The sequence below is a fragment of the Rhizobium esperanzae genome (assembly GCF_002204185.1).
GTDB lineage: Bacteria > Pseudomonadota > Alphaproteobacteria > Rhizobiales > Rhizobiaceae > Rhizobium > Rhizobium esperanzae.
Genome location: NZ_MXPU01000003.1, coordinates 15007 through 41276 on the forward strand (window position 1 = coordinate 15007; position 26270 = coordinate 41276).

23 protein-coding genes and 2 pseudogenes are annotated in these 26270 nt (G+C 63.1%); 11 read left to right on the top strand and 14 right to left on the bottom strand.

What is annotated here, in order from left to right; translation table 11 throughout:
- Nucleotides 1-30: 30 nt before the first annotated feature.
- Complete coding sequence (locus B5E41_RS04435) at nucleotides 31-663, top strand: hypothetical protein (protein WP_088391400.1); 633 nt, start codon at nucleotides 31-33, stop codon at nucleotides 661-663.
- Between the two features lie 207 nt (nucleotides 664-870).
- Nucleotides 871-1179: pseudogene (locus B5E41_RS32745) on the top strand (MBL fold metallo-hydrolase); the annotation flags it as partial.
- A 513-nt stretch (nucleotides 1180-1692) separates the two neighbouring features.
- Here B5E41_RS32745 and B5E41_RS04445 read toward each other — a convergent pair.
- The 5 genes from B5E41_RS04445 to B5E41_RS04465 all read right to left on the bottom strand — a co-directional run bounded on the left by B5E41_RS04445 (nucleotide 1693) and on the right by B5E41_RS04465 (nucleotide 8240).
- Complete coding sequence (locus B5E41_RS04445) at nucleotides 1693-3825, bottom strand: beta-galactosidase (RefSeq protein WP_088391402.1); 2133 nt, start codon at nucleotides 3823-3825, stop codon at nucleotides 1693-1695.
- Between the two features lie 18 nt (nucleotides 3826-3843).
- On the bottom strand, nucleotides 3844-4989 hold the full coding sequence (locus tag B5E41_RS04450; protein WP_088391404.1) for an ABC transporter ATP-binding protein: 1146 nt from the start codon (nucleotides 4987-4989) through the stop codon (nucleotides 3844-3846).
- A 37-nt stretch (nucleotides 4990-5026) separates the two neighbouring features.
- A complete protein-coding gene (locus B5E41_RS04455) occupies nucleotides 5027-5878 on the bottom strand; it encodes a carbohydrate ABC transporter permease (protein WP_088391406.1) in 852 nt (283 codons plus the stop codon).
- On the bottom strand, nucleotides 5878-6762 hold the full coding sequence (locus B5E41_RS04460) for a carbohydrate ABC transporter permease (protein ID WP_088391408.1): 885 nt from the start codon (nucleotides 6760-6762) through the stop codon (nucleotides 5878-5880). The genes B5E41_RS04455 and B5E41_RS04460 overlap by 1 nt, the downstream gene beginning before the upstream one ends.
- Nucleotides 6763-6965: 203 nt before the next feature.
- Nucleotides 6966-8240 (bottom strand): ABC transporter substrate-binding protein, encoded by a 1275-nt coding sequence (locus B5E41_RS04465; protein ID WP_088391410.1) that lies wholly within the window; start codon nucleotides 8238-8240, stop codon nucleotides 6966-6968.
- Nucleotides 8241-8443: 203 nt separating this feature from the next.
- Between B5E41_RS04465 and B5E41_RS04470 the strand changes: the two genes are divergently transcribed.
- From B5E41_RS04470 to B5E41_RS04480, 3 genes are all read left to right on the top strand, one after another.
- Nucleotides 8444-9649 carry an ROK family protein gene (locus tag B5E41_RS04470; protein ID WP_088391412.1) on the top strand — a complete coding sequence of 402 codons (1206 nt, stop codon included), beginning with the start codon at nucleotides 8444-8446 and terminating at the stop codon, nucleotides 9647-9649.
- 215 nt (nucleotides 9650-9864) lie between these two features.
- Nucleotides 9865-10131 (top strand): DUF2277 domain-containing protein, encoded by a 267-nt coding sequence (locus B5E41_RS04475; RefSeq protein WP_088391414.1) that lies wholly within the window; start codon nucleotides 9865-9867, stop codon nucleotides 10129-10131.
- Nucleotides 10132-10275: 144 nt separating this feature from the next.
- Nucleotides 10276-10662 (top strand): cupin domain-containing protein, encoded by a 387-nt coding sequence (locus B5E41_RS04480; protein ID WP_088391971.1) that lies wholly within the window; start codon nucleotides 10276-10278, stop codon nucleotides 10660-10662.
- Between the two features lie 99 nt (nucleotides 10663-10761).
- On the opposite strand, the gene B5E41_RS04485 is transcribed toward B5E41_RS04480, so the two are convergent.
- Nucleotides 10762-11217, bottom strand: a complete 456-nt coding sequence (locus B5E41_RS04485) for a DUF4168 domain-containing protein (protein ID WP_088391416.1) — start codon at nucleotides 11215-11217, stop codon at nucleotides 10762-10764.
- A 696-nt stretch (nucleotides 11218-11913) separates the two neighbouring features.
- Nucleotides 11914-12777, bottom strand: coding sequence for a DMT family transporter (locus B5E41_RS04495; RefSeq protein ID WP_088391973.1), 864 nt, complete (start codon nucleotides 12775-12777; stop codon nucleotides 11914-11916).
- 203 nt (nucleotides 12778-12980) lie between these two features.
- Here B5E41_RS04495 and B5E41_RS04500 point away from each other — a divergent pair, with 203 nt between their 5' ends.
- Nucleotides 12981-14387 carry an aminotransferase-like domain-containing protein gene (locus B5E41_RS04500; RefSeq protein WP_088391418.1) on the top strand — a complete coding sequence of 469 codons (1407 nt, stop codon included), beginning with the start codon at nucleotides 12981-12983 and terminating at the stop codon, nucleotides 14385-14387.
- A 202-nt stretch (nucleotides 14388-14589) separates the two neighbouring features.
- Here B5E41_RS04500 and B5E41_RS04505 read toward each other — a convergent pair whose 3' ends face one another.
- Together B5E41_RS04505 and B5E41_RS04510 are read right to left on the bottom strand one after the other, a co-directional pair.
- Entirely contained in the window at nucleotides 14590-14991 is a 402-nt protein-coding gene (locus B5E41_RS04505; protein ID WP_064694529.1) for a response regulator, read from the bottom strand.
- A gap of 10 nt (nucleotides 14992-15001) precedes the next feature.
- Complete coding sequence (locus B5E41_RS04510; protein ID WP_088391420.1) at nucleotides 15002-16696, bottom strand: sensor histidine kinase; 1695 nt, start codon at nucleotides 16694-16696, stop codon at nucleotides 15002-15004.
- A 134-nt stretch (nucleotides 16697-16830) separates the two neighbouring features.
- On the opposite strand from B5E41_RS04510, the pseudogene B5E41_RS04515 reads away from it, so the two are divergent.
- Nucleotides 16831-17363 (top strand): annotated as a pseudogene (locus tag B5E41_RS04515) (N-acetyltransferase family protein).
- 228 nt (nucleotides 17364-17591) lie between these two features.
- Here the strand turns inward: B5E41_RS04515 and B5E41_RS04520 are convergent.
- Nucleotides 17592-18221, bottom strand: coding sequence for a Vgb family protein (locus B5E41_RS04520; RefSeq protein ID WP_088391422.1), 630 nt, complete (start codon nucleotides 18219-18221; stop codon nucleotides 17592-17594).
- Between the two features lie 27 nt (nucleotides 18222-18248).
- Entirely contained in the window at nucleotides 18249-19469 is a 1221-nt protein-coding gene (locus tag B5E41_RS04525; protein WP_088391424.1) for an ATP-binding protein, read from the bottom strand.
- 115 nt (nucleotides 19470-19584) lie between these two features.
- Here B5E41_RS04525 and B5E41_RS04530 point away from each other — a divergent pair, with 115 nt between their 5' ends.
- Both B5E41_RS04530 and B5E41_RS04535 read left to right on the top strand, forming a co-directional pair.
- Nucleotides 19585-20382, top strand: coding sequence for a DUF899 domain-containing protein (locus B5E41_RS04530; protein ID WP_088391426.1), 798 nt, complete (start codon nucleotides 19585-19587; stop codon nucleotides 20380-20382).
- 5 nt (nucleotides 20383-20387) lie between these two features.
- Nucleotides 20388-20717 (top strand): hypothetical protein, encoded by a 330-nt coding sequence (locus B5E41_RS04535; RefSeq protein ID WP_088391428.1) that lies wholly within the window; start codon nucleotides 20388-20390, stop codon nucleotides 20715-20717.
- A 98-nt stretch (nucleotides 20718-20815) separates the two neighbouring features.
- Here the strand turns inward: B5E41_RS04535 and B5E41_RS04540 are convergent, their stop codons facing one another.
- On the bottom strand, nucleotides 20816-21823 hold the full coding sequence (locus tag B5E41_RS04540) for an SDR family oxidoreductase (RefSeq protein ID WP_088391975.1): 1008 nt from the start codon (nucleotides 21821-21823) through the stop codon (nucleotides 20816-20818).
- A 280-nt stretch (nucleotides 21824-22103) separates the two neighbouring features.
- Here B5E41_RS04540 and B5E41_RS04545 point away from each other — a divergent pair, with 280 nt between their 5' ends.
- Together B5E41_RS04545 and B5E41_RS04550 are read left to right on the top strand one after the other, a co-directional pair.
- Entirely contained in the window at nucleotides 22104-23126 is a 1023-nt protein-coding gene (locus tag B5E41_RS04545) for an LLM class flavin-dependent oxidoreductase (protein WP_088391430.1), read from the top strand.
- 187 nt (nucleotides 23127-23313) lie between these two features.
- On the top strand, nucleotides 23314-24270 hold the full coding sequence (locus B5E41_RS04550) for a LysR family transcriptional regulator (protein ID WP_088391432.1): 957 nt from the start codon (nucleotides 23314-23316) through the stop codon (nucleotides 24268-24270).
- Here B5E41_RS04550 and B5E41_RS04555 read toward each other — a convergent pair.
- Nucleotides 24233-25471: an MFS transporter gene (locus B5E41_RS04555; protein WP_088391434.1), complete on the bottom strand. Its 1239-nt coding sequence runs from the start codon at nucleotides 25469-25471 to the stop codon at nucleotides 24233-24235. The genes B5E41_RS04550 and B5E41_RS04555 overlap by 38 nt on opposite strands.
- Nucleotides 25468-26118: an ArsR/SmtB family transcription factor gene (locus tag B5E41_RS04560; protein ID WP_088391436.1), complete on the bottom strand. Its 651-nt coding sequence runs from the start codon at nucleotides 26116-26118 to the stop codon at nucleotides 25468-25470. Before B5E41_RS04560 ends, B5E41_RS04555 begins: the two co-directional genes overlap by 4 nt.
- Between the last annotated feature and the right edge of the window lie 152 nt (nucleotides 26119-26270).

Sequence of the window (26270 nt, forward strand, 5' to 3'; positions counted from 1 at the left end):
GCACGGCATCTGGTCTCATTGGAGGAAACGATGCGGATAACAACCTTAGCGTCCCTGGCCGTGCTTTCGCTGACGCTTGCAGCAAGCCCGGCAACGCTTGCCGGGCTCGACATGAACGCCCTGGCAAAGGACGGTGGAAACGGTGGCGGCAATGGCGGCGGCAACGGCGGTGGTAACGGCGGCGGCCATGGAAATGGTGGCGGCCAGAACAGTGGTTCAACCCATGGCAACTCCAACTCGTCAGCCGCGAAAGGCAAATCATCCGAGGCAGCAGGCAAGTCCAAATCGGGCAAGTCAGACACCGCAGCCACCAGCACGAAGGAGAAGAACCTGTCGGCGCAGCTTGCGGGACTGAATTCCTTGAAGCGGAACTATCGGGCGCTGATGAATACATCGGATCCACGCATGACTGCCATCTCGGCTTACGCCGTGGCTTATGCCCAGTATGAAATCGACAACGGTATCGAGCCTGCGGCCGACGATCCCCTGCTGGGCGATCAGGCGCTGGAGGACGCGTTGGCTTCCGCAACGAAAACCGGTCAGGTCAGCCCGACGGTCCTGGATGAAGCCAAGACTATTCTCGGGGTTGGCGATGCCGACGGCAAGATTGATCAGATCCGCACCTCGCTGGAAAACGCCGCGTCGGCGGCGCCAGACGAATAGCCACATGGCGAGATGTGAGAGGTGCGAAGCCGACTCTGGTAAGCTTCGCACCGAACTGAGAGCATTTCCGTTTCTGTCTGCGTCCGGAAATGCTCTATTTTTTTGCCAATTTTCCAGCGGTCCAAGCCTTCTTATCGGCCATTATGCATTGGCCAACTCAGCTTTCAGATCGGCGAAGGCCTCTCTCACATAGTCAGAAAGGAACTTTTGTCCCTGCTCTTCCGCCCAGCGGTCGATCGCAAGGCGCAACGCGCCGACAGACACCATCGCCACCACGCGCAGCGCCCGGCGTCGCTCCGCCTGCGGCCAGATTTCGCACAGCACCTCAAATGTCGCCTGCTCCATCTGCAGATATTTGGTCTGGTTGCTAGACGCAGCGTCTATTTCGGCGGCGATGGAGGCTATGCGACGCACTTTGCCGAGATCGGAAATCGCCTTGGCGCTCCGGACATCGCGCTTCTTGGAATCGGCGCTTATGCGCCGCGCTGGTTCATGAAACCGGTCCATATGGACCCTGCCGAAGCAGTCGTCGCGCACAAGGACTTGGGCGCAAAACTGAGCATCGGCATGCATTTCGGTACTTTTCAGCTCGCGGCCGAACCCTTTGAGCAGGCTCGGGCGAGCCTGCGGGAAGCCTTGGAGAAAGAGGGGGTAGATAAGGACAGTTTCGTCACCCTGCAGGAGGGAGAGACCCGTGTTTATGACATGGAACGCAGTGGGGAGGCCACTCTGAAATCAGGAGCGGGGCCGGCGCTCGAAGAGAATTCGAATATGCAACTTGACAGCCCAGATAGTCGCTCATCCCAGTGCTCGTCATGGGGATCCAGAGCGCCCAAGTCCTTGGGCGCGGGAGACTCGCTTCCACCCCAGGTGAGTGGTGCCGACGCGCGGTGGCTGGATTCCTGTCACATCAGCCCTGAGGGACAGAAGAAGGGAGGAGAAGTGACGCCCCGCAGGGCCTCAAGGACGAGGCGGGTGCAACGACGGCGGGAAGGGCTAGCACATCGTCAACGTTCTATGTGCCGCCTCTCACCCCTCCAACTCAACAATCGCACATCCATACCCCCCAAGCTCCAGTCTCCCCATCACCCTCTTTTTCCCATTCAGCAGATCCCGCCCGGCTGGCACACCACCCACCGTCACAGCCTGATCCATATAATTCTGCACGAACAGCAGCCGCCGCTCTTCGTTCATCCTCATCGTCACCTCCACACCCTCCGGCAACCCGCCGACCAGCGGCTCGATGCCGGCTGGCGCAAACAGCCGTTCCGTCAGCGCCTCGGTCAGCTCCGGCGTGAGATAGGTGCCGAGATAGACCACCTGCCCTCTGCCGACCCTGCGGGAGGTCGCCATGGGCTGGCCTTCGGCGTAGCGGTTGGACCAGGCGGCGATGACTTCGACATCGGGGCCGATGGTGAGGTTTTCGTAGAAATGGCCGGCGGCCATTTCGCGGTTGCCGATCTTGAAGCGGCGGACGCGGCGATTGCTTTCGGCCGGTTTGTTCGGCGGGATGACGAGGCCGCCGGAGCGTTCCATCACGTCGAAGAGGCCGTTGGCGCCGGGGGCGGCGAGGCGGCCGAAATCTTCGACGCGCACGCCGGTCAGCTTGGAAAGCGCGGTGCCGGGAGCCGTTTCGCGGATGACGTGGTTGTCTTGCGTGCGGGTGCCGGTGCGCGCGCCGACGACGACAGTGCCGCCTGATGCGGCGAAGGCTTCGAGCCTCGCCGTCCATTCGTCCTTCCACATCACCCAATGCGGCACATAGAAGAGCTTCAGCTTGGAAAGATCATCCTCGGGGTGGATGAAGCCGCAGGCAATACCGCGATCGTAGCAATGCTGATGCAGCAAAATCGCATCGTCCTGCGGGCTCGGCAGGCCGATCGGATAGGTCTTGTGGGCTTCCTGATTGTCGAAATCGGAGCCGGCGATGCCGACATCCATGCGCACATAGGTGCCGAGGATCTTCGGCTGCAGCGCCGTCATCTCGGTCGCGAAGCGCGTGGCCTCCTCATAGCGGTGGCGGCCGATGTCGTCATGGTCGATGATGCCCATCCAATAGATCTCGGCGCCGAAATGGGCGGGCCGCCAGCGGAAGAACATCAGGCCGTCGGCGCCGTGGGCGACCGAGGAGAGCGCCATGCGGCGCAGTTCGCCCGGCTCCGGCGTCAGCGTGCAGAAGCCCGGCTGGCTGCCGAAGCCCGATTGCTGCTCGGGCACGATGTAATTGCCGGAAAAGCCGCGGCAGATATCGAGATGCAGCGCCTGCACCTTGGCGTGGTTGCCGAGCCGCATGAACTCGTCATAGAGCATCGGATAGATGTCGTAGCCGACGAAATCGAGATCCTTGCTGAACTGGCCGCGGAAATCGATGTCCCTCAAGCCGCCGAGATTGTGGAAGACGAACCAGGCGGGTTTCACCGCCCGCAAAATCTCCACCTGATCGTGCTGGAAACGCGCCGTCGAGAAGGCGAGGAAGCGGTGATAATCCTGCAGATGGCCGGGGCTCGGAAAGGTCGGGCCGAATTCGATCGGCAGCACCACCTGATCGAAACTGTCATAGGCCGTCGCCCAGAAATCGCCACCCCAGGCAGCGTTGAGCTTTGATATCTCTCGGTATTTATCGGCGAGGAAGGCCTGGAATTCGCTGAGCGTCGCTTGGGAAAAGCTCTCCGGCATGCTGGTGTTCAGCTCGTTATCGGTCTGCCAGCCGACGACATAAGGATTGTCGCGATAGTGCTCGGCTATCGCCCTGGTGATGCGCTTGCTGTGCTCGCGGAAGACCGGGCTTGCCGTGTCGCAATGCTGGCGAGAGCCGTGGCTCATCGGGCGGCCCTTGCTGTCGATCCTTAAAATTTCAGGGTGGGCAGCGGTCAGCCAGCGCGGCGGCGTCGCCGTCGGCGTGCACATGATCGTATCGACGCCGTGGCGCCCGAGGATTGATATGGCGCGGTCGAAGAGATCGAAGTCATAGGTGCCGAGCCTGGGTTCCAGAATGTGCCAGGCGAACTCGGCCATGCGCACGACATTGAAGCCGGCTTTCGCCATGCGCTCGGCATCGCGCTCCCAATAGCTTTCATCGACATGCTCGGGATAATGCGGCACGCCGACCAGGAAGCGGTCTGTTTTGACGGGGTTCCATACGGAGAGGGTCTTGTCGGACACGGGCGTGGTCTTTCCTGATTACTTGTCGAGGATGGTTTTGCGGGCGCTGATCGTGCGCCCGCCATCGGATGAAAAGAGATAGAGTTCCCGGGCGTCGAGCTTCAGCGCGACGTTCTGCTCGGCGGCAAAGGGTGCGACGTAGCTGAGCTGCACGGTGATATTGCCGGTGCCGCTCTCAGAGGCGATGGTCCTGAGATTGCCGGCATCGACATAGAGGATGGTTTCGCGGCCGAGATGCTCGACGAGCCTGATCTGGCCGTGGATCGCCCCGCCCTCGCCGCCATCGGCGACTATCGATATGTTCTCCGGCCGGACGCCGAGCGTCAGGCTGACGCCTTTCGCCAGCGCTGTCGCCTCCGCCAGTTCCACCGTCACCGGCACGAGGCCCGGGGCGGAGACGGTGACATTGCGGCCGGACACACCGTCGACGGTGACGCCGAGAAAATTCATGCGCGGCGCGCCGAGGAAGCCGGCGACGAAGAGATTGTCGGGATTGCGGTAGAGCTCCAGCGGCGAGCCGACCTGCTCGATGAACCCCTTGTTCAACACAACGATGCGGCTTGCCATAGTCATCGCCTCCACCTGGTCGTGGGTGACATAGACCATGGTGGCGCCGAGCTCGGCATGCAGGCTGCTGAGTTCGACGCGCATCTGCGTGCGGAGCGCCGCATCGAGGTTAGACAACGGCTCGTCGAACAGGAAGACCTCGGGCGAGCGGGTGATCGCCCGGCCGATTGCCACGCGCTGGCGCTGGCCGCCGGAAAGCTCCTTCGGTCGCTTGTCCAGCTGGTCGTCGATGCGCAGGATCTTGGCGGCGCGGGCGACCGCCGCATCGATCTCGGCCTTGGGGCGCTTGGCCATGCGCAGGCCGAAGCCCATATTCTCCGCCACAGTCATATGCGGATAGAGCGCATAGGACTGGAAGACCATGGCGATGCCGCGCTCGCCCGGCTCCTCGCGCGTCACATCACGGCCATTGATCAGGATCTGGCCCGACGAGATCGCCTCCAGCCCGGCGATGCTCTTCAAGAGCGTGGACTTGCCGCAGCCCGATGGCCCGACCATGACGATGAACTCGCCCTGCGCCACGGAAAGATCGATGCCGCGCAGCGCGTGATAGGCGCCGTAATTCTTGTTGATCTCACAAAGTTCGAGGCTGGTCATGTCCTGGCCCTCTCTTATTGAAACGGAAGACACCGGCTCATCCCTTCACCGCGCCCATGGTGAGGCCGGCGATGAAATGCCGCTGCATCAGGAAGAACATCACGACGGGCGGCACGGCGACCACGATCGTGCCTGCTGAAACCAGGTTCCAGGCCGAGACCCACTCGCCACGCAGATTGGCAAGGCCCGCGGTGACAGGCTTGACGCTGTCGCTGACGGTCAGCACCACGGCCCAGAAATAATCGTTCCAGACGAAGGTGAAGATCAGGATGGCAAGGGCGGCGAGCGCCGGCCGCACCAGCGGGATCACCACATGGATGAGCGTCTGGAAGGGCGAAGCCCCTTCGGCCCGCGCCGCCTGGAACAGCTCATCGGGAAGTGCCGCGATGAAATTGCGCATGAAGAGCGTCGCGAACCCGGTCTGGAAGGCGACGTGGAAGATGATCAGCGCCACCGTGGTATCGATCAGGTCGAGGCGCACCATCAGGTCGCGTACCGGGATCATCATGATCTGGTGCGGCAGGAAATTGCCGCCGACGAAGAGCGCGAAGATCAGCATGTTGCCGGGAAAGCGGTAGCGCGACAGCACGAAACCCGCCAGCGTCGACATGACGAGCACGCCGATGACCGAGGGAACGGTGATAATTAGGCTGTTCAGGAAATAGCGCGCCATCGGCGTGTCGGTGAAGACTGCCCGGTAATTGTCGATGACGCCGATCTCGGTCGGCCAGCCCCAGAGATTGCCGCCCATCACGTCAGCCGTCGAGCGGAAGGAGGTGAGGACGATCGCAAAGAGCGGGCAGAGCCAGAGGATGAGCACGACGACGACGGCGAACACATAGAAGCGGCGCTGCCAAGTCGCGGTTTCGGGTATCGGACGAGGATACATCAGCCTCCCCTCTCTTCGCTGCGGATGATGTGGGTGAGATACCAGGCGATAAAGACGGCCATGATCACGAAGAGCACCGAGGCAATCGCCGCGCCATAGCCGAAGCGGTAGGAGAAGATCGACTGCTCGTACATCTGGTAGGCGAGCACCGAAGACGAGCCGAACGGCCCGCCCGCGGTCATCACCGAGATCATGTCGAAGGAGCGCAGCGCGCCGACGACAGTCACCGCAATGGCGATGAAGGTGACTTGCGTCAGCTGCGGCAGCACGATGTGGCGCAGCATGTTCCAGCCCCTCGCCCCATCGACGCGCCCTGCCCCGATCAGCTCTTCGCTCAAATTGTTGAGGCCGGCGAGATAGAGCACCATACAGAAGGTGATCTGCGGCCACAGCGCCGCGATGACGATCGCGAAGGTGACGAAATGCTCGTCGGAGAGCACTGCCGGCGCCACTGCCCCGAAGGCCCGGAAGATCAGCGCCAGCAGCCCGAAGTCCGGCGTATAGACCCAGGTGAAGACGACGCCCACCGTCACCGAGGCCAGCACCAGCGGAATGAAAAACAGTGATTTCAGGAAGCGCATGCCTGCGATTTTCTGGTTGACCAAGAGCGCGATGGCGAGCCCGATCGGCGGTGCCGCCATGAACATGACGAGCCAGATCAGATTGTTCTTCAACGACACGTATAATTGCGGATCGTTATAGAGCTCGATGTAATTGCCGAGCCCGATCCACACCATCGGCCCGAACCCATCCCACTCGTGAAAGCTGATCCAGACGCTGCGCACCGCCGACAACAGGATGACAGTGAAGAACAGCGCGATCGCAGGCGCGATGAGCAAAGTCGGGGTAAGCCACCAACGCTGGCGGCGCCATAATGTCTGCATTTCTGGAGCCTCAAATTATATCGGGAGCGGGCTGATGCCCACCAACACCGCTAACAAGGCGGGCCACTCCCTCCTTCGTCATGCTCGGGCTTGTCCCGAGCATCTGCCCCCTTCGATAGGGCAGCAGATCCTCGGCACAAGGCCGAGGATGACGTCGAGTGAAGAGTACGGCCGTCAACAAGCCGGGAGCGATCCGCCACCCTTCAAATCTTATAAATCCGCTTCCGCGTCCCCTCGAGCCGCGTAAGGATGGCCTTACGCCGGTCGGGCTTAGCCATGAACTCCTGGAAGCCGACGAGGCCGGCCTGGGCCATGTCCGGGTCGCTGTCGCGGTCGTAATATTGCGAGGTGCCCTGCACCGTCTTCATCGTCTCGACAGCGATATTGACGAGCGGATCCTTACTCGGCGGCAGGTCGTGGCGCGGCGGCACGTTGCCGCCCGGTTCTAGATAGGCCGCCAGGTTCTCCGGCTTGTAGAAATAGGCGAGGAAATCGCGCGCGCCCTGTTTGTTCTTCGCCTTGGAGGGAATATGGACGGAATTAACCGAGAACTCCTCGAAACGGCCGATCTTGGGATCGAGCACCGGGAAGGTTGCGTAGGCGAGCTGCGGCAGGTCCGCTTCGGTGAAGGCCGAACGCAGGAAGGCGCCGAGGTTCATCATGCCGGCCTTCTTCTGGGCCAGAAGTGCTGCGGCCTCCTGCCAGCCGAAAGAGGTATGGTTCGGGGTGAAGAAGCCCTTCGAAATCATCGCCTCCCAGTGGTCGAAGACCGGCGTCAGCGCCGGATCGAGATAGCTCATCTCGCCGTTCATCAGCGCCATGTGCCTGTCCAGCCCGTTGATGCGCAGATTCATCTGATCGAACCAGCCGGCCGCGGGCCACAATTCCTTGGTGCCGATCGCCACCGGGGTGATGCCGGCCGCCTTGCACTTGTCGCCATAGGCCATGAAGTCCTCGGCGGTCTTCGGCACTGTCAGGCCGTATTGATCGAACACATCCTTGCGGTAGAACATACCCCAGAGCGTGCCGCCCGTGGGCAGCCCGTATTGTTTGCCGTCATCGGTGACGGCGCCGGCGGTCGCGCCCAGCACGTCCTTGTATTTCTCCTTCTCGAAGAGATCGGAAATATCGTCGAACAGGCCGCGCTTGACGAAGGCACGCATGCGGTTTCCCGAAAACCAGAAGCAGATGTCGGGCGCGCCGGCGACGAGATAATTGCGGATCGCCGTCTTGTGCGCCTCGTGGTCCATATTGTTGATGACGACATTGACGCCGGCTTCCTTGCCGAAGCCCGCCGCGATCGACTTCAGCGCATCGAGTGCGGCGCCGTTATTCTCGGACGAGATGACGGTGACTTCCTGCGCCTGCGCGATCGCAGGCATCGGAAAGCTGCCCGTGACCGCCGCCGCCGAAACCACCCCCGCCCCTTTCAGGAAGCTTCTGCGGGTGGTTGAGGGAAAATGCTTTAAGAATACCATTGAATTCCTCCCGGTTGATCGATCAACACCGCCTGGCCCGAGCCGCCTCCTCCTTGGAACGCGCTCGATCAGGCATTCAACGCGCCGATCCGGTGCCCTGACCTCCAACGTACAATCCCGCTGGCTCTGTTGATCGGCGGCCGAACTTATGCATAGATTGTCCGACCCCGCAATAATTAATTTACAAAATTAAGGAATTCATCGTGAAGCTGAAAGGCGACCAGACCACGGCAAGAGCCATGAACCGACGCCTCATCCTCAACCTTCTCAGACGCGAAGGGCCGAGGAGCCGCGCCGATATCGCCACCGTCATCGGCCTCAGCCCCGCCGCCGTCACCTTCGTCGTTTCAGATCTGCTGGAGGAAGGCATCGTCACCGAGGGCAAGGCCGTGCCCGGCCCGGCCGGCCGCCGGCCGATCCCGGTCGAAATCAATTACGAGCACTCGCTCGCCCTCGGCTTCAAGCTGATGGTGGATTCCGTGGAATGCGTGGCGACCGATCTCGCCACGAATCCCGTCGCTGCCATGCGTGTGGGCCTTGAGAGCCACGACCCGGATTATGTCGCCGATCTCTTGGCGGCCACGGTCCCCGAACTGGTGAAACTCGCCGGCCGGCCGAAAGCAAAGCTTGCCGGCATCGGCATCTCCATGCCAGGCGTCATCAACCACGAGCAGACCGCCTGCGTGCGCAGCCACCGCTTCAAATGGGACAACGTCCCCCTCGCCGCGCTGGTTGCAAGCCGCGTCCACGTGCCGGTCTGGCTGGAGGACGATACCAATGCCTATGCCATCGCCCAGCAGCTTTTCGGCCTCGGCCGCCAGCACCGCAACATGGCGGTGCTCGCCGTCGGCGTCGGCATCAGCTGCGCCCTGGTCATCGACGGCAAGCTCTATCGCGGCGCCAATGGCGCTGCCGGCAAGTTCGGCCACACGCTGTTCGAGGAAGGCGGCCGCCTTTGCGAATGCGGCAAGCGCGGCTGCCTGATGGCCTATCACTCCGAACTGTCGATGCTGCGCCGCTGGCGCGAGGCGACCGGCCGCGGTGACGAACTCGGCCTCCCAGAACTCCGCGAAGCGCTTTCATCGGGCGACGCGACCGCCACCGCCCTCGTCGCCGAATCCGGCCGCGGCATCGGCACGGCGCTCGCCAACCTCGTCAACATCACCGATCCCGAAGTCATCGTCGCCGGCGGCGAAGCCGTCTCGCTTGGCGATCCGTTCCTTACCCCCCTTCGCGAAGCCCTCGCCGCCCGCACCTTCCGCGCCGCCCCACCGCTGCTCCCCGACTGGGAAGACAATTCCTGGGCGCGGGGAGCGGCGGCGCTGGTGACGCAGAAGATCTTCGATTTCGAATCATCTGGGGGCGTGACGGATATTGCGACGCTGGGCGTCAGAGGTTCGGCGGCTTAAGAGAAGAGCGGCGAGTTATCCTGCCGGACAGGTGCTGCCATGCAGCCGTCGAATCCTATATAAGCCGCCCTCTTCGCGAGGCGCTGGCCGCCCGGAGCTATCCCGAGCGAGTACCGCTTCCGCGGTGGCCCGGTTGCAATTCCCGTTTACGCGATTACTTCTTTTGCTGGGAGTAAGTTTCCGTCGGTGACAACAAGAAATGATCGGAGCAAGCCATGTGCCGTAACATAAAACCTCTGTTCAATTTCGATCCGCCGGCGACGGACGAGGAGATTCATGATGCCGCGCTCCAGTTCGTGCGCAAGCTCAGCGGAACGACCAAGCCGTCGAAGCGCAATGAGGCCGCGTTCGAACGCGCGGTCAGTTCGATTGCGGCTTGCGCCCGCGAACTGCTCGTTTCACTGGAGACATCCCAACCGCCTCGCGATCGCGAGGAGGTCGCAGCGAAGGCGCGTGCGAGATCCGCGATGCGGTTCGCGTAAGCCAAGCGTCGTTTTCGCAGGCAGTCTCAGCCGGGCAGATACACTCGCTTACAAGAATGAGGGTTTCCCGACACATACCTGGTTCAATCATCGACTGAAATGGCGATGCGGCTAATTGGCCGCCAATTCAGGAAGGATGACACGATGAAAATGATTCAGGCCATGGCGCTCGCCCTTGCTCTCGGCACTGCTGCGGCAGCGCATGCGGAGCAACCGCTGCAGCGCACCGATCTCGTCAGGAGCGATATCGACGTACCCGGCCATGAGGCCGTCCAGGTGCGGGTCGATTTCGCCCCCGGCGTTCTCGCGCCGAGACACGCGCATCCGGGCGAAGAGATCGCTTACGTTCTCGAGGGGACTCTGGAATATCGGCGCGACGGTGGGGAGCCGGTGACGCTCAAGGCCGGCCAGTCCTTGTTCATCCCCTCCGGCGTAGTGCACTCGGCAAAGAACGTCGGCAGCGGCAGGGCTTCGGAGTTGGCGACCTATATCGTTCGCAAGGGCGAGGCGCTGGTCGTGCCCGCCAGGTGAGGCCGCGTCAGGATTGGGGCGGGCGCAGGCAGCGCTCGCCGCGGGATTGCTAGCCGCCCGCCCCTCGTCCGACTTGAGGATGGTGCAGGGGTGCGCTGTCTATTGCTGCTGCTGCGACTGCGCCGGCGGCGGTGTGCCGATCTTGTCCAGGACCTTCTTGGCCAGGGCCGGGTCGCTCTGCGCCGCCGTCAGGATAGACGAGTACTCCTCGACAGAGATCGCGTTGGAGGCTTTGACGGTATCGACCATCTGCTTCTTGGCCTCCTCCTGCAGCTTTTGCTTGGCGGCTTCGTCCTTCGTCGCGTCGATCTTGGCCGAATATTCCTGCCGGACCTTGTCGACCTGCACATAGGCAACGGCAAAGGCCTCGAGTTTCTGATCGCTGACGGCCGCTGGCGCAGCTGTGCCGCCGCTCTGCCCCTGCATCGGCGCCTGGCCCTGTGCGGCCGGCTGCTGCCCTGCCTGGGCCATCTCGACAGCCGACGCCGGGCTGAATGCCAGCAGGCTAAAAACCGCAGCGGTCATCGTTGCGACAGGTGTGTAACGAGTGATCATATTCGTTCCTTTTCACGTGCGTGATTTGACGGCAGCAAGACCGCCTCGGTCGATCGCTCAGCCGCTCAAAGGCTGGCGAGGTCGCGACGATGAAGCCTGAAATGGGCACGATGCGGCGGTAACGAGGCCATTTGCTGACGATTGAGCGGCGGCTTTGTGACCGGCGGCCTCATCTGCTCGGGTAGTTCTGGGGACGGTATCGAGAGAATGCCCAGAAGGAAGACCGCAACCCTTTTCGACGGTGAACGGCGTGGGCCCTGGCAGCGGCCAGAGCTTAACTCTGATGTTGGGCATGTCCCGTTCCCACAGAAACCGCTTTCGCAACTCTGCCAAGGAGTGTTCCCAGTCTACTTTCTCGCAAGCTGATATTGCGGTGTGCAAATAGCGCTTGAGAGTCAAAAGCTGTATTCGTGAAGCACGATGAACTTGCCTTCTCGTCCCTCACCGCCAGCTCTGCCGGGCGCGACGACATACAGGAAGAAGTGCTCCGTCCAATCGCAATCGACAGGGCCGACGTCGAATTGCAGCTCAAAGCCAACTTTATCGGTGTCCAGCGGCTCGTCGCCGTGGGAGGCATCGAGATCTATTGCCCAGCTATCGTCCGACAGGCCAGGAGCTACAAAATTCGAAATTTAAAGCTTGATCATTCGTCGCGCGATACCATCGGCGATGTCAACCATCAACGGGTCAGGCTCCCTACCGCGCAAACCTCCGTGCCCCGGCGACGCACAGGATAACGGCGACCGTGACGATGAGCATACTCCAAGTCACCGTCTCACGCAGCAGGGTGGCGGCAAGTGCCAGGCCAAAGAACGGCTGGAGCAGTTGCAGCTGTCCGACAGCGGCGATGCCGCCCTGCGACAGGCCGCGATACCAGAAGATGAAGCCGATTAGCATAGAAAACAGCGAGACATAGGCAAGGCCGATGAGCGCCGGTGTTTCGATGCCGGCAAAACTTGCCGGCCGATAGAAAAACGCCACGACCACCATCAGCGGCAAGGACAGCACCAGCGCCCAGGAAATCACCTGCCAGCCGCCAAGCGTGCGTGAAAGCCGGCCGCCTTCGGCATAACCGAGACCGCAAGCGACAATCGCCGCCAGCATCAGCAGATCACCAACCGGTGATGCCGTCAGGCCCTGCGTCAATGCGAAGCCCACGACCAGTGCACTGCCGAGAACCGAGAAGAACCAGAAGGCCGGCTTCGGCCGTTCACCGCCGCGGATCACGCCGAAGATCGCCGTCGCCAGAGGCAAAAGCCCGACGAAGACGATGGAGTGCGCCGACGTGACGTGCTGCAGCGCCAGCGCCGTCAACAGCGGGAAGCCGACCACGACGCCGAGCGCGACGATAGCGAGCGAGAGGATGTCGCGCCCCGACGGCCGCCTTTCACGAAAGGCAATCAGCAGGCAGAGCGCCAAAGCCCCGGCAATCGCCGCGCGTGCGACGGTCAGGAACACGGGATCGAACTGCGCCACCGCAACGCGCGTCGCCGGCAGCGAACCGCTGAAGATCACCACGCCGATCAAGCCGTTGATCCATCCTGCCGTCATGCGTTCCATCATGCACTCTTCCTTCCAGACGCCTGCCGTCCAAAGCGCCCCCGGGTCTTGAACGATCAGCATGAAAACAACGACTTGAGGCACGTCACTTGAATCAAATTCGCAGCGATGCGCCTCAGCCTTTATCGATCAGGACGGATGGTCAGGACAGTGACAATCAGATACGATTTCGACAAACTGTTATGGTTCGGTAAGCAGTACAGATGAACGAAGAACTGGCAGGACGCACACGCGTCGAGATGGTGATCGCAACGATCCGGCAGCGCATTGCCGGCCGCAGCCTGACGCCCGGCGCAAGGCTGCCCTCGGTCCGGGGATTGGCGGCGACGTTGAAGCTGTCGACCTCGACCGTGGTCGATGCCTATGAGCGCCTGGTCGCCGAAGGCGCGATCCTGGCGAGGCCAGGCTCCGGCTTCTATGTCGCCAACCAGGCGGCGCCCTTTGCGCTTGCCGAGGCCGGGCCGAAACTCGACCGCGCCGTCGATCCGTTCTGGATATCGCGACAATCGCTGGAGGCCGGCGAGAGTGACCTGAAGCCCGGCTGCGGCTGGCTGCCGCCCGCCTGGCTGCCGGCCGAAGCGATGCGCCGCGGGCTCAGAACGCTTTCCCGCGCCGATGGGCCGGTGCTTGCCGATTACGGCCAGCCGCTCGGCCTGCCGCCACTGCGCCAGCTGATTTCGCGGCGCATGGGCGAACGCGGCATCGAAGCCTCGCCCGATCAGATCATGCTGTCCGAATCCGGTACGCAGGCAATCGATCTGCTCTGCCGTTTCCTGCTGGAACCCGGCGACACGGTGCTGGTCGACGACCCCTGCTATTTCAACTTTCATGCGTTGCTGCGCGCCCATCGGGCCAAGATCGTCGGCGTTCCCTATACGCCGTCCGGACCCGATATCGAGCTGTTTGCGCAAGTCGTCGCCGAACACCGGCCGCGGCTCTACATCACCAATTCCGCCATCCACAATCCAACTGGCGCAACGCTGTCCCCGGTGACGGCCCACCGTCTTCTGAAACTCGCCGACCAGTTCGACCTCACCATCATCGAAGACGATATCTTCGCCGATTTCGAATATACGCCGGCGCCTCGCCTTGCCGCCTTCGACGGGCTCGAGCGCGTCATCCACATCGGCAGCTTTTCGAAGACCTTGTCGGCCTCGGCCCGCTGCGGCTTCGTCGCCGCCAAACCGGAATGGATCGACGGCCTGACCGATCTCAAGATCGCCACCTCCTTCGGCGGCGGCCGGCTGACCGCCGAACTGGTGCTGAACGTCTTGAGCGACGGCAGCTATCGTAAACACATGGAGACGCTGAGAAACAGGCTTTCCCGGGCGATGGGCGAGGTCTCCGCCCGGCTGAAGGGTCTGGGAATAACACCCTGGCTGGAGGTCCAGGCCGGCATGTTCCTCTGGTGCCGTCTGCCGGGCGGCGTCGATGCGGCCGAGGTGGCGCGGGCCGCGCTGGAAAGGAAGATCGTGCTAGCCCCCGGCAATGCTTTCAGCCTGTCGCAGTCGGCGACGAATTTCATGCGGTTCAATGTGTCGCAGACGCTGGACGCTAGGGTGTTCGAGGTGCTGGGGGACGTGTTGGGGAGGCAGAGGAAGTTGGAGTGAACACGCTCGCCGTTGCCCCTCGCTCACGCTCCCGGCATTCGCTCCTATCGCCGCTCACCCCCTCGTCTGCCTGCCGGCATCTTCTCCCAGGGGCGTGGCCGCGCACTCCCCTCTTCTCCCCATCGCGGAGAAGGTGCCCCGCAGCGTCGGATGAGGGGGCCGCACGGCACGCCCTTCATCCTCATCTCGTTGAAGCCACACCTCAAAACGACCGATTGACCGCCTTATCGTTCTCCAGCCGCGTCACGCAGCCCTCCAGCTTAGCGAGCAGCAGGTCGAAGTCGAGCGGCTTGGTCAGGTAGTCGGCAGCACCGGCCCGCAGGCCGGCGAGCGTGTTTTCCCGATCTGTTAGCGCCGTCAGCATGATGAAAGGAATGTTGGAGAGCTCCGGGTGATTGATCTGGATTTCCGCCAGGAGCTGGTGCCCATCCATAACAGGCATGGAAATGTCGCTGATGACGATATCAGGCCATTTCGACAGGATCATTTCCAGGCCCTCTGCGCCGTTCGAGGCCTCGAGCGTCCTGTAGCCGGCTTCGCTCAACTCTTCGACGAGGAGATTCCGGATCTCGACTTCGTCTTCTATGCACAGGACTGTAACCATAAGCTCTTCCTTAAGCTGCGACTTGTTGATCCGACAATAGAAACTCTATTGGCAGAGAAATGGTGAATGTTGTGCCTTTGCCAAGCTCACTCGTCACCTCGACTGTGCCGCCGTGCAGCTCGATAATCTGCTTGACGACGTTCAGACCAATGCCGGTTCCGGCAATACCCGTCGCGCTGCGGGCGCGATAATAAGGTTGAAACAGTTTCGGCAAATCATCCGCATCCATGCCGATGCCGCTATCGGCAATGGCGATTTCCACCATTTTCGCATTAACCCTGGCGTGAACATAAATGTCAGGCGCATCGGGCGAATATTTGACGGCGTTCGAAATCAGATTGGTGAAGACCTGCTCCATCGCGCTTCGATCGAAGGTCAATACGTCAGGCATGCGATCGAGATCGAGATGGAAGATATGCGAAGGGCTGAGCTCGCGCTGTCGACCGCAGCAGGTGATGAGCAAGGCTCTCAGATCATCTTCGCTCCGTTTCAGCATGATCTGTCCGGTTTCGAGCCGGCCGCTCGCAAGGATGCTCTCCATGAGATCGACCATGCGCACCACCGCGCTGCGGATCACTCCGGCTTTTTCGTGAACATACTCGCCGCTGACGTTGGTCGTCGAGCGGCAGAGCCGCTGGGCGGCTGCGTCGATGATGGCGAGCGGCGTTCGAAATTCGTGCGAGGCCATGGCGACGAACTGGCGCTGCAGCGCATTCACCTGGCGCTCGTGCACCAGCAGCCGATCCAACTCTTCCCTTTGTCGTTCGATCTCGGCTGTTCGGTCCGCCACCATCTCTTCCAGATGGTTGCGGTGGCGCGTGATCTCGGCCTGACTGTCCAGCAGAATCAGCGAAGTGCGATGCAATCCCCGTCCGAGCCCGAACACCGCGGCGATCAGCAGGGCCAGGCAGCCGAGCCCCGCCGGCGCGATCTGCTGAAGCAGCATGAAGCCCGGCCGGATCGGCTGCCACACGAGATAGCCGATCACCCCACCGTCATAAGACGAGACAGGCACTTGCGCCCGCTCGTCGTCACCCTTCGAAGGGGAAAAATGCAATCCTTCAAGTCGCGCGTAATGGGCGATGCTTTCAGCCGCTTTTCCGTCGATGAACTTGACAGAGACGGCGATGAACTCCTGACCCGCTTCGATTTGCATCCTTGTCGAACTCGGCAGAATGGGGCGCGCGCTTGTTATCGCCGGTCTGTTGCCAATCAGGATCGTACGTACCCTGGCCAGCTGGCCAAGCGGTTCGCCACCGGTCCTTTTGCGCTCCACGAGAGCCACCCGAGCCTCGCCCGCCAGCGCCGTCATTTCCTCGCCATCGTCGCTTCCGAGGCGCGGTGGCATAGTGTCCGTCCCGTCGCGGAACGCAAACAGCAGGCGATTGGTATCGTCGAAGATGTATGTTCTATCGTGTCCAAAATATTGACTCGTCCAGCGGCCGACGTTGTCAAGCAACCATTCATGGTTCCGCTGCTTGGAATAAAGGAAGGCGTCGTCCCATTTCGTGATGCTTTCCTGTTCCCGGGGAAGCGCCTTGATCTGCTCATCCAGTCGCTGTCGCACAAAGTCGGCTTGGCGGCGCAAGTAGAGATCATCGACCTTCACGGCGGCAAGCCATGCAAATCCGCACAGCAGCCCGGCCGCCGCACAGGTGAGCGCCACCAGGACGAGCATGATGTGCGATGTGAGCCTTACCTTCAATACTCTCAACCCTTTGATGGCGCCCCTTCCCTCGAAATTGACACGTAAAAGTTGACGGAGGATGAATTATGCGCTTCGGTGCGGGTCTGCGACACGTCCGTCTTGGATATTTCGCTGTCTGCGAAGGAGACCTTGTGGCCGCAACGACATCCAAAACGTCAGGCATCAACGTCGAACCGATCACTGCTGCGCATATCGACAGTTTTCATCGCGCCCTCGACCTGGTCGCGCGGGAGAAAAAATACCTGTCCATGCTGGAAGCAACGCCCCTGCCGCAGACGCGTGAGTTCGTGACGGGCATGATCGCAAAAGGCAATCCGCAATTCGTTGCTGTGATTGGCGAAGAGGTCGACGGCTGGTGCGATATCAGCCGGCATTTCTTCCCGTCCCACGCTCATCGCGGCAGACTCGGCATGGGAATTCTTCCCGCCTATCGCGGCCAGGGTCTCGGGCGGAAGCTCATCGAAACGACATTGAGAGCCGCGCGGGAAGCTGGTTTTATGAGGATCGAACTCGATGTGTATGAGGACAATAGCCGTGCGATCGCACTCTATGAAAAACTGGCTTCGTGCGCGAAGGCATAATCCGGCGCGCCGCGCGCATCGATGGTCGGTTCATCGATGCGATCGGCATGTCTCTTTTATTCGACGAGGATGGGGCGGCATAATTTGGCGTATTGTCCGCGATTTTGTTCCCGCGCCATCGATTGGATCGGCGCCGGCACTCAAGAGAGCCTCGTCCCGCGGGGGCCGCAACGGCGAGGTGGACGTGCCGGCGGTTGGGGCGGCAAGGAGCAGCGTTGGGGCGTGTGCTTCGAGGCTCCGCGAAGGGCGAGGCGGGTGCGCTGACGCCGGCTTCTTGTAAGCAGCAGCCCCCGCACCCGGCGGCGCAGCGCTCACGGCCGGCGCACGGCGCGGATCTTGCCGCTGTTGCCTCCGCCACAGAAGAAGCAGCCGGCGCCGTCGGATTCGAGCCCGGAGACGCCGGCGCCGTCCGGCATGTCGAGCCGTTCAAGCACCTCGCCCGTCTTCGGATCGATGCGTCTGACGTCGCTGTCGTCGCCCTCCCAGGTGCCGTGCCAGAGCTGGCCGTCGACCCAGGTGACGCCTGTCACGACGCGGTTGGATTCGATGGTGCGCAGGATCTTGCCGGTTTCGGGATCGATCTGATGGATCCTGCGGCCGCGATGCTGGCCGACCCAGAGCGTTCCCTCGGCCCATGCAAGGCCGGAATCGCCGCCATGGCCGGGGGCTGGGATGGTGGAAAGGATCTGACCGGTCTTCGGATTGATCTTGTGAATGACGTCCTCGGCGATCTGATAGAGGAACTCGCCGTCGAAAGCCGTGCCGGCGTGGGAGGCGACCTCGATCGACCGCACAACCTCGCCGCTGTCGGGGTCGAGCGCGTTCAGCCTGTCGCCTGAGGCGAACCAGACATGCCGGCCGTCGAAGGTGACGCCGTGAACGCGCTCCGCACCGGGAAAGGGTCCATATTCACGCAGAATGGTCGCAGCCGATGTCTTCATGTCTTCCTCCTTGTCGGTTGACCCATACTAGTCGCTCGGCAGCGGTCCCGGGAGTAACAAGATCGTCGGGAAAGAGGAGAGCGGCGGGCTCATCCAGCGGCGTGCCCGCCCGCGTCCGATCGCTTGCACCTTCCCCTCGCCGGCGAGCGCATCCAGCGCTCGCTGCACGGTGCGCGGACTGGCGCCGAGCGCGATTGCCAGCGCCGAACTCGACCACGCTTCGCCATCGGCGAGGAAGGCGAGCACCGCCGCATGCGGCCCTTCGACGAGCGGGGCAAGCACTGCAACCTCAGAAGTGCCGGCAGGAGAAAGGGCAAAACCGCGCTTGGTAGCCGAGACTTCCGCCAGGCCGCCCAATTCCGCGCGCAGCCGACCGATCTCGACGCGCAGCCGGGCGCGATGCGATTCATCGGCATGCTTGCCGCGGAAGGCGCCTGCGATCAGCGCGCCCCGCGACACATCCGCCGGCCAGGCTTCGGCAAGCGCGCGAGCGAGCGCGAAAAGCACCGGCCGGCTCGCAAGCGGCACCACCGCTCTCGCCGCGCGCACGACATGGCGGCAGGCATCAATGACGAGCGTGCCGCTGGAAAAGAGCGCCTCCACCTCGGCAAGCAGCAGCGGCTGGTCATGCCCACGAGAAACCAACCGCGCCGCCGGCAGATCGAGCACATGTCCAGCGGCTTCGACCTCCGCCGTCAACACGGGCATATTCGCCCGCTCGGCCGCAAGCTGTGCCCGTTCGAGTGCTGCGCGGGCCGCATGCGTGCGCAGGCGCCGAACGGCGATGCCGGCCGCAACAAGCTCATGGGCGGCCCGCAAGGCCGGCGGCAGCGGCGTCGGGTCGAGCGCGGCCAGCGCCTGCTCGGCTTCGTCGAGGCGGCCGATCAGCACCAGTCGGCGAATGGCGATATTGCCGGCATGGGCGGCGTTGACCCGGTCGCCATGCGCTTCCAGAACCTTGCGCGCCGCCTCCAGCGTCTTCGGCGGCCAAGTGAGATCGCGCGAGACGAGCGCGATCTCTGCCTCGGCGACGACACAGCGGGCGCGAGCCACCGCCTCCCGCGGTCCGAAAGCACGCGCGGCACTCTTCAGCAGCGCCTTGGCGCGAATGAGGTCACCGAGCTGTGCCATGGCGATGCCGCGCAGCGCCAACGCCGGCGCATCGTCGCGCAGCGCCACCCGTTTCAGCGCACCGAGCGTATCGCCCGATGCCAGCGCCTGCGCAGCAGCCGTAATCAGCGAGTCCATTCAAATCCCGTCACACTTGTCACTCCCGGCATTTGTTCCCCCGCCGTAATCTTTCGCTCAACGGCAGGCAACAGAGCCGGATGCTACGACGAGAGACAGGCAAAGGAGAAGACCCATGACGGCAATGCTGAACGCAACCCGCGAGCAATGGCTGGCGGCGAGACTTGATCTGCTCGAGGAGGAAAAGGAACTGACGCGCCAAAGCGATGCGCTGGCGGCCAAACGCCAGCAGTTGCCGCGTGTGAGGATCGACAAGGACTACCGCTTCGATACCGAAGGCGGCGGTGCTTCGCTGAAGGATCTGTTCGGCGGGCGTTCGCAGCTCCTGATCTATCATTTCATGTTCGGGCCGGATTACAGCGCCGGATGCCCCTCCTGCTCCTCGATCGCCGACGGCTTCAACGGCTTCTTCGTCCACCTGGAAAATCACGACGTCGCCTTCTGGGCCGTCTCGCGCGCGCCGCTCGCAAAGCTTGAGGCCTTCAAGCGGCGCATGGACTGGAGCTTTCCCTGGGCTTCCTCGGCCGGCAGCGATTTCAACGCCGATTTCAGCGTCTGGTTCAGCCCGGAGCAGCAGCGTCTCGGCGAGATCGAATACAACTACCGTCGCGAACCGCCCGCCTCCGAACCGCCGGCGGGCAAGGCCGTGCCGGAATGGCAGTCGCGCGGCAGCGACGAACCCATCGTCCAGATCGCTTCGATGACCGGCACCGACGTTCCCACCTACACCCGCGACCGCCCCGGCGTCAGCGCCTTCGAACTCATCGATGGCGACGTCTACCACAGCTATTCCAGCTATGCGCGCGGGCTCGACGGGCTCTGGGGCATGTATCAATGGCTCGACCGCGCGCCGAAGGGCCGCAACGAAACCGGCATCTGGTGGCGCCACCACGACCGCTACGGCAAGGAGTGACTGTCATGGCACTCTTCGCTCACGTCCCGAAACGGGCTGACGCCAGCCCCTCCCTCGACACAGATAACTGGCTGTCGATGGCCGCCGCCGCTGACGAACCCGCCGGCGAACCGGCCAAACCCGCTCTCGCCGCCGATTTTCTGTCTCTCGCCGCCGCCCCGACCTTCGCGATCATGGCGCTGCTGACGGCAGCAACTGGCAGCGCCGACGTGATCTGCACCACCACGCGCGATACCTTCCCGCTGACCGGAATGGTGCCGATGTACCTGCTGATGACCGGCTTCCACCTGGCTCCGTGGCTGCGCCTTGTTAGTGGGGGCATGAAGAGATGGTGATGGTTCACCCGCTCGCCTGTGCTCGTCACACGAACGGAGGAGAGGGCGTGCTACACGGCATGCCATACAAACATCCAGCATCTGCACCATCCAACCCGCTACCAAAACCGGTGCCGGCTGCCCAGCGCCAGCCGCCGGCGCGGGTACGTCCTCGGCGCAGCGGCGCCGATCGCCAGCACAGCCACCGCGATGAGACCGAGGAGGATCGGCGCCGAATACCTGTGCCGCGATCGGAGCCCGCCATCGATCCGGGCGGCGTCGGTGGAGGGCCAGTAGAGATTGCCGTCGCTTTCGGCGGCGCGCGGCGCCCGCTTGAAATAGGCGGCCATCAGCCGGCCAAGAGCCCTGGCGGCAAGATTGGGCGCCAGAAGATGGGCAAGCCGCGTTGCAGTGGTGACCACGCCGACCGTGGTGGTGGCGCGCGGCGACCTGGCGACGCCGACGATCGCCTCGGCGACGCGGCGCGCATCGAGAACCGGCGGCGGCGCGGTGACCTGGCGGCCGACATAATTGGCGCCATGCCTGAGGCCCGGCGTATCGACAAAGGCGGGATAAACGTCGCATACGTGAATGCACGGCTTGTCAGCCACCTCCGCCCGCAGTGCTTCGGAGAAGCCGCGCAGGCCGAACTTGCTGGCGCTATAGGCCGCCGCGAATGGCGCCGCCGCAAAGCCGCCGAGCGAGATCATGTTGATGAAGATACCCCTGCCCTGCTTCAGGAAGATCGGCAGCACCGCGTGAGCATCGTTCATGTGGCCGATCAGATTGGTGCGGATGATCTGCTCATGCGCCTCAATCGGCGTCTCCTCGAACCGACCGACCGCCCCGACGCCGACATTGCTCACCCAGACGTCGACGTCGCCGAGCGTTTTCGCCTTGTCGGCCAGCGCCCGCACGGCAGCAGGCTCGGTGACGTCGGTGACAACGGATATCGCCTCCGCACCGAGACCTCTGCACGTCTCCGCAACTTTTTCCAAAGCCTCGCCGTTACGAGCGGCCAGCACAAGCCTGCTTCCGCGCCGCGCGAATGCCTCGGCAGTGGCCTGGCCGATGCCGCTCGATGCTCCCGTGATGACGACCACCGCATTTTCGAGATTGATAGACATCGTTCCGCCTCTCTGTCCTAGCGAAAGCCGGCGCCACAGCAGCACATCCATCAAAACACCGCCGTGAAAGCGGAGTTCCCGAACGACGATCGCTCCTTGCATATCCGGCGCCCGGCCCGGGAAATGCGACTCATTTCCCGACGTTTACGAGCGTTGCCTCGCGTCCCGCTTCAGCAAGCGTCTCCGGCCAAGCGCGCCATTCCATTCCGGTTGTGATTGTCTTGCGCACCGAAACTATGCGATGACCGATCCATCATGAGATGCAACGGATAAAGGCGGCATGAAGAAGATCGGTTTTCTCTCGTTCGGGCACTGGACGCCCTCGCCTCAATCGCAGACGCGTTCGGCGGGCGATGCGCTGCTGCAGTCGATCGACCTTGCCGTGGCGGCCGAGGAGCTCGGCGCCGATGGCGCTTATTTCCGCGTGCACCATTTCGCCCGGCAGCTCGCCGCGCCCTTCCCGCTGCTTGCCGCCGTCGGCGCCAAGACCAGCCGGATCGAGATCGGCACGGCGGTCATCGACATGCGTTACGAGAACCCGCTCTATATGGCCGAGGATGCCGGTGCTGCCGATCTCATCGCCGGAGGGCGGCTGCAACTCGGCATCAGCCGCGGCTCGCCCGAACAGGTGATCGACGGATGGCGCCATTTCGGCTATGCGCCGCCGGAAGGTCAGAGCGAGGCCGACATGGCCAGGCATCATGCCGAAGTTTTCCTCGAAGTGCTGCGCGGCGAAGGTTTCGCCAAACCAAACCCGCGGCCAATGTTTCCGAATCCGCCCGGCCTGCTGCGTCTCGAGCCGCATTCGGAAGGCCTGCGTGAGCGCATCTGGTGGGGGGCGAGCTCCAACGCCACCGCCGTCTGGGCAGCCAAGCTCGGCATGAACCTGCAGAGCTCGACGCTGAAGGACGACGAGACGGGCGAGCCGTTCCACGTCCAGCAGGCCGACCAGATCCGCGCCTATCGCGACGCCTGGGAGGAAGCCGGCCACGCGCGTCAGCCGCGCGTCTCGGTCAGCCGCAGCATCTTCGCGCTGGTCGACGAACGTGACCGCGCCTATTTCGGCTACGGCAACGACGAGGGCGACAAGATCGGCTTCATCGATGAGAAGACCCGGGCGATCTTCGGCCGCAGCTACGCCGCCGAACCTGACGTGCTCATCAAGCAGCTTGCGGAAGACGAGGCGATTGCCGAGGCCGACACGCTGCTGCTCACCGTGCCCAACCAGCTCGGCGTCGCCTACAACGCCCACGTCATCGAAGCGATCCTCACTCACGTCGCTCCGGCGCTCGGCTGGCGCTGACGGCGAGGCTTGTCGGCGCGAGCCTTCGATTTGGGCGGTGGTGACGCGAAACGGCAGCTGTCGCCGACCGCCATCATTTCGATGCGCCCGGGACCTAACTGGCGCGGCCGACGTTGATGATGCGAGCCTTGAATCGGTCACATCTCGACCGAGTTAAGGCTGCAGTTGAATCGCTCGAGTTGCCTTCATGCCGCGCACGAACCTGAACGATATCCTGATCTTCATGGCCGTCGTCGATGCCGGAAGCTTTATCGCCGGCGGCCAGGCCATGGGCCTCTCCCGTTCGGCAGCCGGAAAGGCCGTTACTCGCCTGGAAGAACGGCTCGGCGCGCGCCTGCTCAACCGGACCACGAGGACACTGAGCCTGACCGATGAAGGACGAGTGTTCTACGATCACGGGCTGCAAATCCTGACATCGGTCGACGAGGCGGAGGCGAGCATTGCCGGGCAAAGCGGTGTGCCGCGAGGCGTTCTCAGGCTCGCCGTTCCCGATGTCTTCGGGCCGCTTGTCGGGCTCCCTTTGCTCGACAAATTTCTTCGCACCTGGCCCGACGTGCAGGTCGAAGTGAGCCTCACCGATCGCCCGGCCGAGCTTCTCGAGGATGGCTTCGATCTGGCGATCGGATTTGGCGCAACGCCGTCTGCGGCCGACAGCCGATTGATCACGCGCGTCATCGCCAGTGACAAGGTGCTGCTCTGCGCCTCACCCTCCTACCTCGCCGAACGCGGCGTTCCGCGCGATATAGCGGATCTCGCCGCCCATGATTGCCTGTTCTTCACCAGCCGCGGGCAAAGGCAGAGCTGGCGCTTTCGCAGCGGCAGCGGCTGGATCAAGGCACAGGGGCGCAGCCGCCTGAGGCTCGACAGCGGTCAAGCCGTCCGCGATGCCGCCCTGGCCGGCCTCGGAATCGCGCTCCTGCCGGACTTCCTCATTGCCGCCGATTTGACCGCCGGCCGTCTTCGGCAAGTCCTCCCTGATCTAGAAACCGACGACACGAAGATCGTGGCGCTTTACTCCGACAAAGGCGTGCTGGAGCCGCGCGTCCGGTGCTTCATCGATCTGTTGATCGAGGAAATCGGAGGTCAAGACCAGGGTCTGCGCGGGCTCACACCACAGCCTTATCAAAACCGCGAAAGCTCTTGAGCGCCAGCGGAGAGAGGGTCGTGGCGAAATAGGCGAGCCCGCAGAGGAGCATCGATGCGCCAAGCCCTGTCGTACTGATCAGCGCGCCGCCGACGAGGCCGCCGAAGGGGATGAGGGCAAAGCAGAGGGCGGTGTTCATCGCGGTGACGCGCCCGGTCAGCGGCTTGGGAATGCGCTCGAAGATCACTGCCGACAGGATAGGGTTGAGGAAACCGGAGGCGAAGCCGGCGATTGCGAGAGTCGGAAAGATGGAGCCGAGCGGCGCATCCAACGCGAGCACCAGAAAGCGTGGGCATCCGGTCAAGAGGAAGGCCACGGTATAGACGATCAGACGCGGCATGCGCTCGCCGATAACAGCGGCAATCGCCGCGCCCGCGATGGAAGCGCCGGAGAAGGCGGCGAACATCGCTCCGAGCAGCTCCGGCCCATGACCGGAGTTCTTCGTCCAGACGGGCAGCAGCACGGCGTAATAGGCCTGATCGAGCAGATTGGTGATCGCCACCATGGTGACAATGCTGACGAGCACGGCATCGCTGCGCAGAAAGCGCCAGCCTTCCCGGAGATCGTCGAGATAGGAAGACAGGTTGCCCGACGGAGCGTCGGACGCGATGGGCCGCTCGGGAGCGCGCCGCATGCCGGGTATGCCGGTCGCGACGACCAGCGCTGCGGCGGCGAAGGTGGCGGTGTTGACGAGGAGCGCCTGACCCGGGCCTATCAACCCGATCAATGCGCCGGCCCCGGCAGCGCCCACCGTTGAGGCCAGCCGTTCGATGGCGCTGGAGACGCCGGTCACCCGTTCGAGCGGCACGGCTGCCAGCGCAGCGATATCGGGAACCATCGCTTGCTTGGCGGCATCGGAAGGCCCCCGCAACACGCCCATGACAAAAACGACGGGCAGCAGCACCGGCACGGTCAGCATGCCCAAGAGATCGAGAAGCGGCACCAGCCCGACCGCGATTACGGAGGCCGTGTCGCAGATGATGGCGATGTGCTTGGCGCCGATGCGGTCGATCAGCGGCCCGCCGAGCGCCTTGGCGAGCACATAAGGCAGCATCTCCATCAGCGCCGTCAGCCCGGTGAGTACAGGGCTGCCCGTGGCGCTCAGCACCAACCAGGGAATGGCGATGGTCGATAGCCGGGTGCCGGAAAGCGAAAGCGTCTCGGACGCCGCGAGCGCCAGGAATGGCCGGTCCCGTCTCACGGCTTGTCCTCCCCTTCGCGATGCGGAAGGCGCCCCGGATAAGGAAAGGCGTGCAGCATGACATAAAAGGGAACCATGCCGGGCTCTTGAGACGCTGCCTCCCCCAGCCGGGGGGCAGCCTGCATTGCTTCCAGGATGATATCCCTCAGCCGTTTCGTCAGGGCCTCGGCTTGTGCCGCCGTCATCGGGATGATGATGTCGTCGCCAGCCGTCGCCTTGCGCCATTCGGCCGGCAGCTCGGCATATTCCTCCAGCGCCTTCTGCATCTGGCCGACCTGCAGCGAGAGGGCCGCCTGGTTGAAGGCGATGTCGAGATCGAGCGCCTCCCCTTCGGATTCGATCGCCGGCACCGAGGTCAGCTCATGGCTGGCGCGCCACCAGCGGTCGCGCCGCGAGGCATGCGGCGCCTCCTCGATAAAGCCGTATTGGGCGAGCTGGCGCAGATGATAGCTCGTCGCACCGCTGTTCAGGCCGAGCCGGACGGCGAGCTGCGTCGCGGTGGCAGGCCCATCGATCCTGAGCATGCCGAGCATGCGCAGCCGGACGGGGTGTGCCAGGGCCTTCAGCGCGGACGGTTCGGGTACGACACGGCTGACGGTACGCGAGGCAACGGCATCTGCGGCAGGTTCGGAGTTCTGCTCTTTCATGACCTCATCCTATAATCGCAAACATAGCTTTGCAAAGACTTCTTGGTAAAATTATTCGCCTTTCGAAAGGCACGTGAAAACCCGCGTCGGGCCTAGCCAAGCATCATCACGCGCCCTAAGACCATCGCCACGATCCGCATCAACGAGGGGCA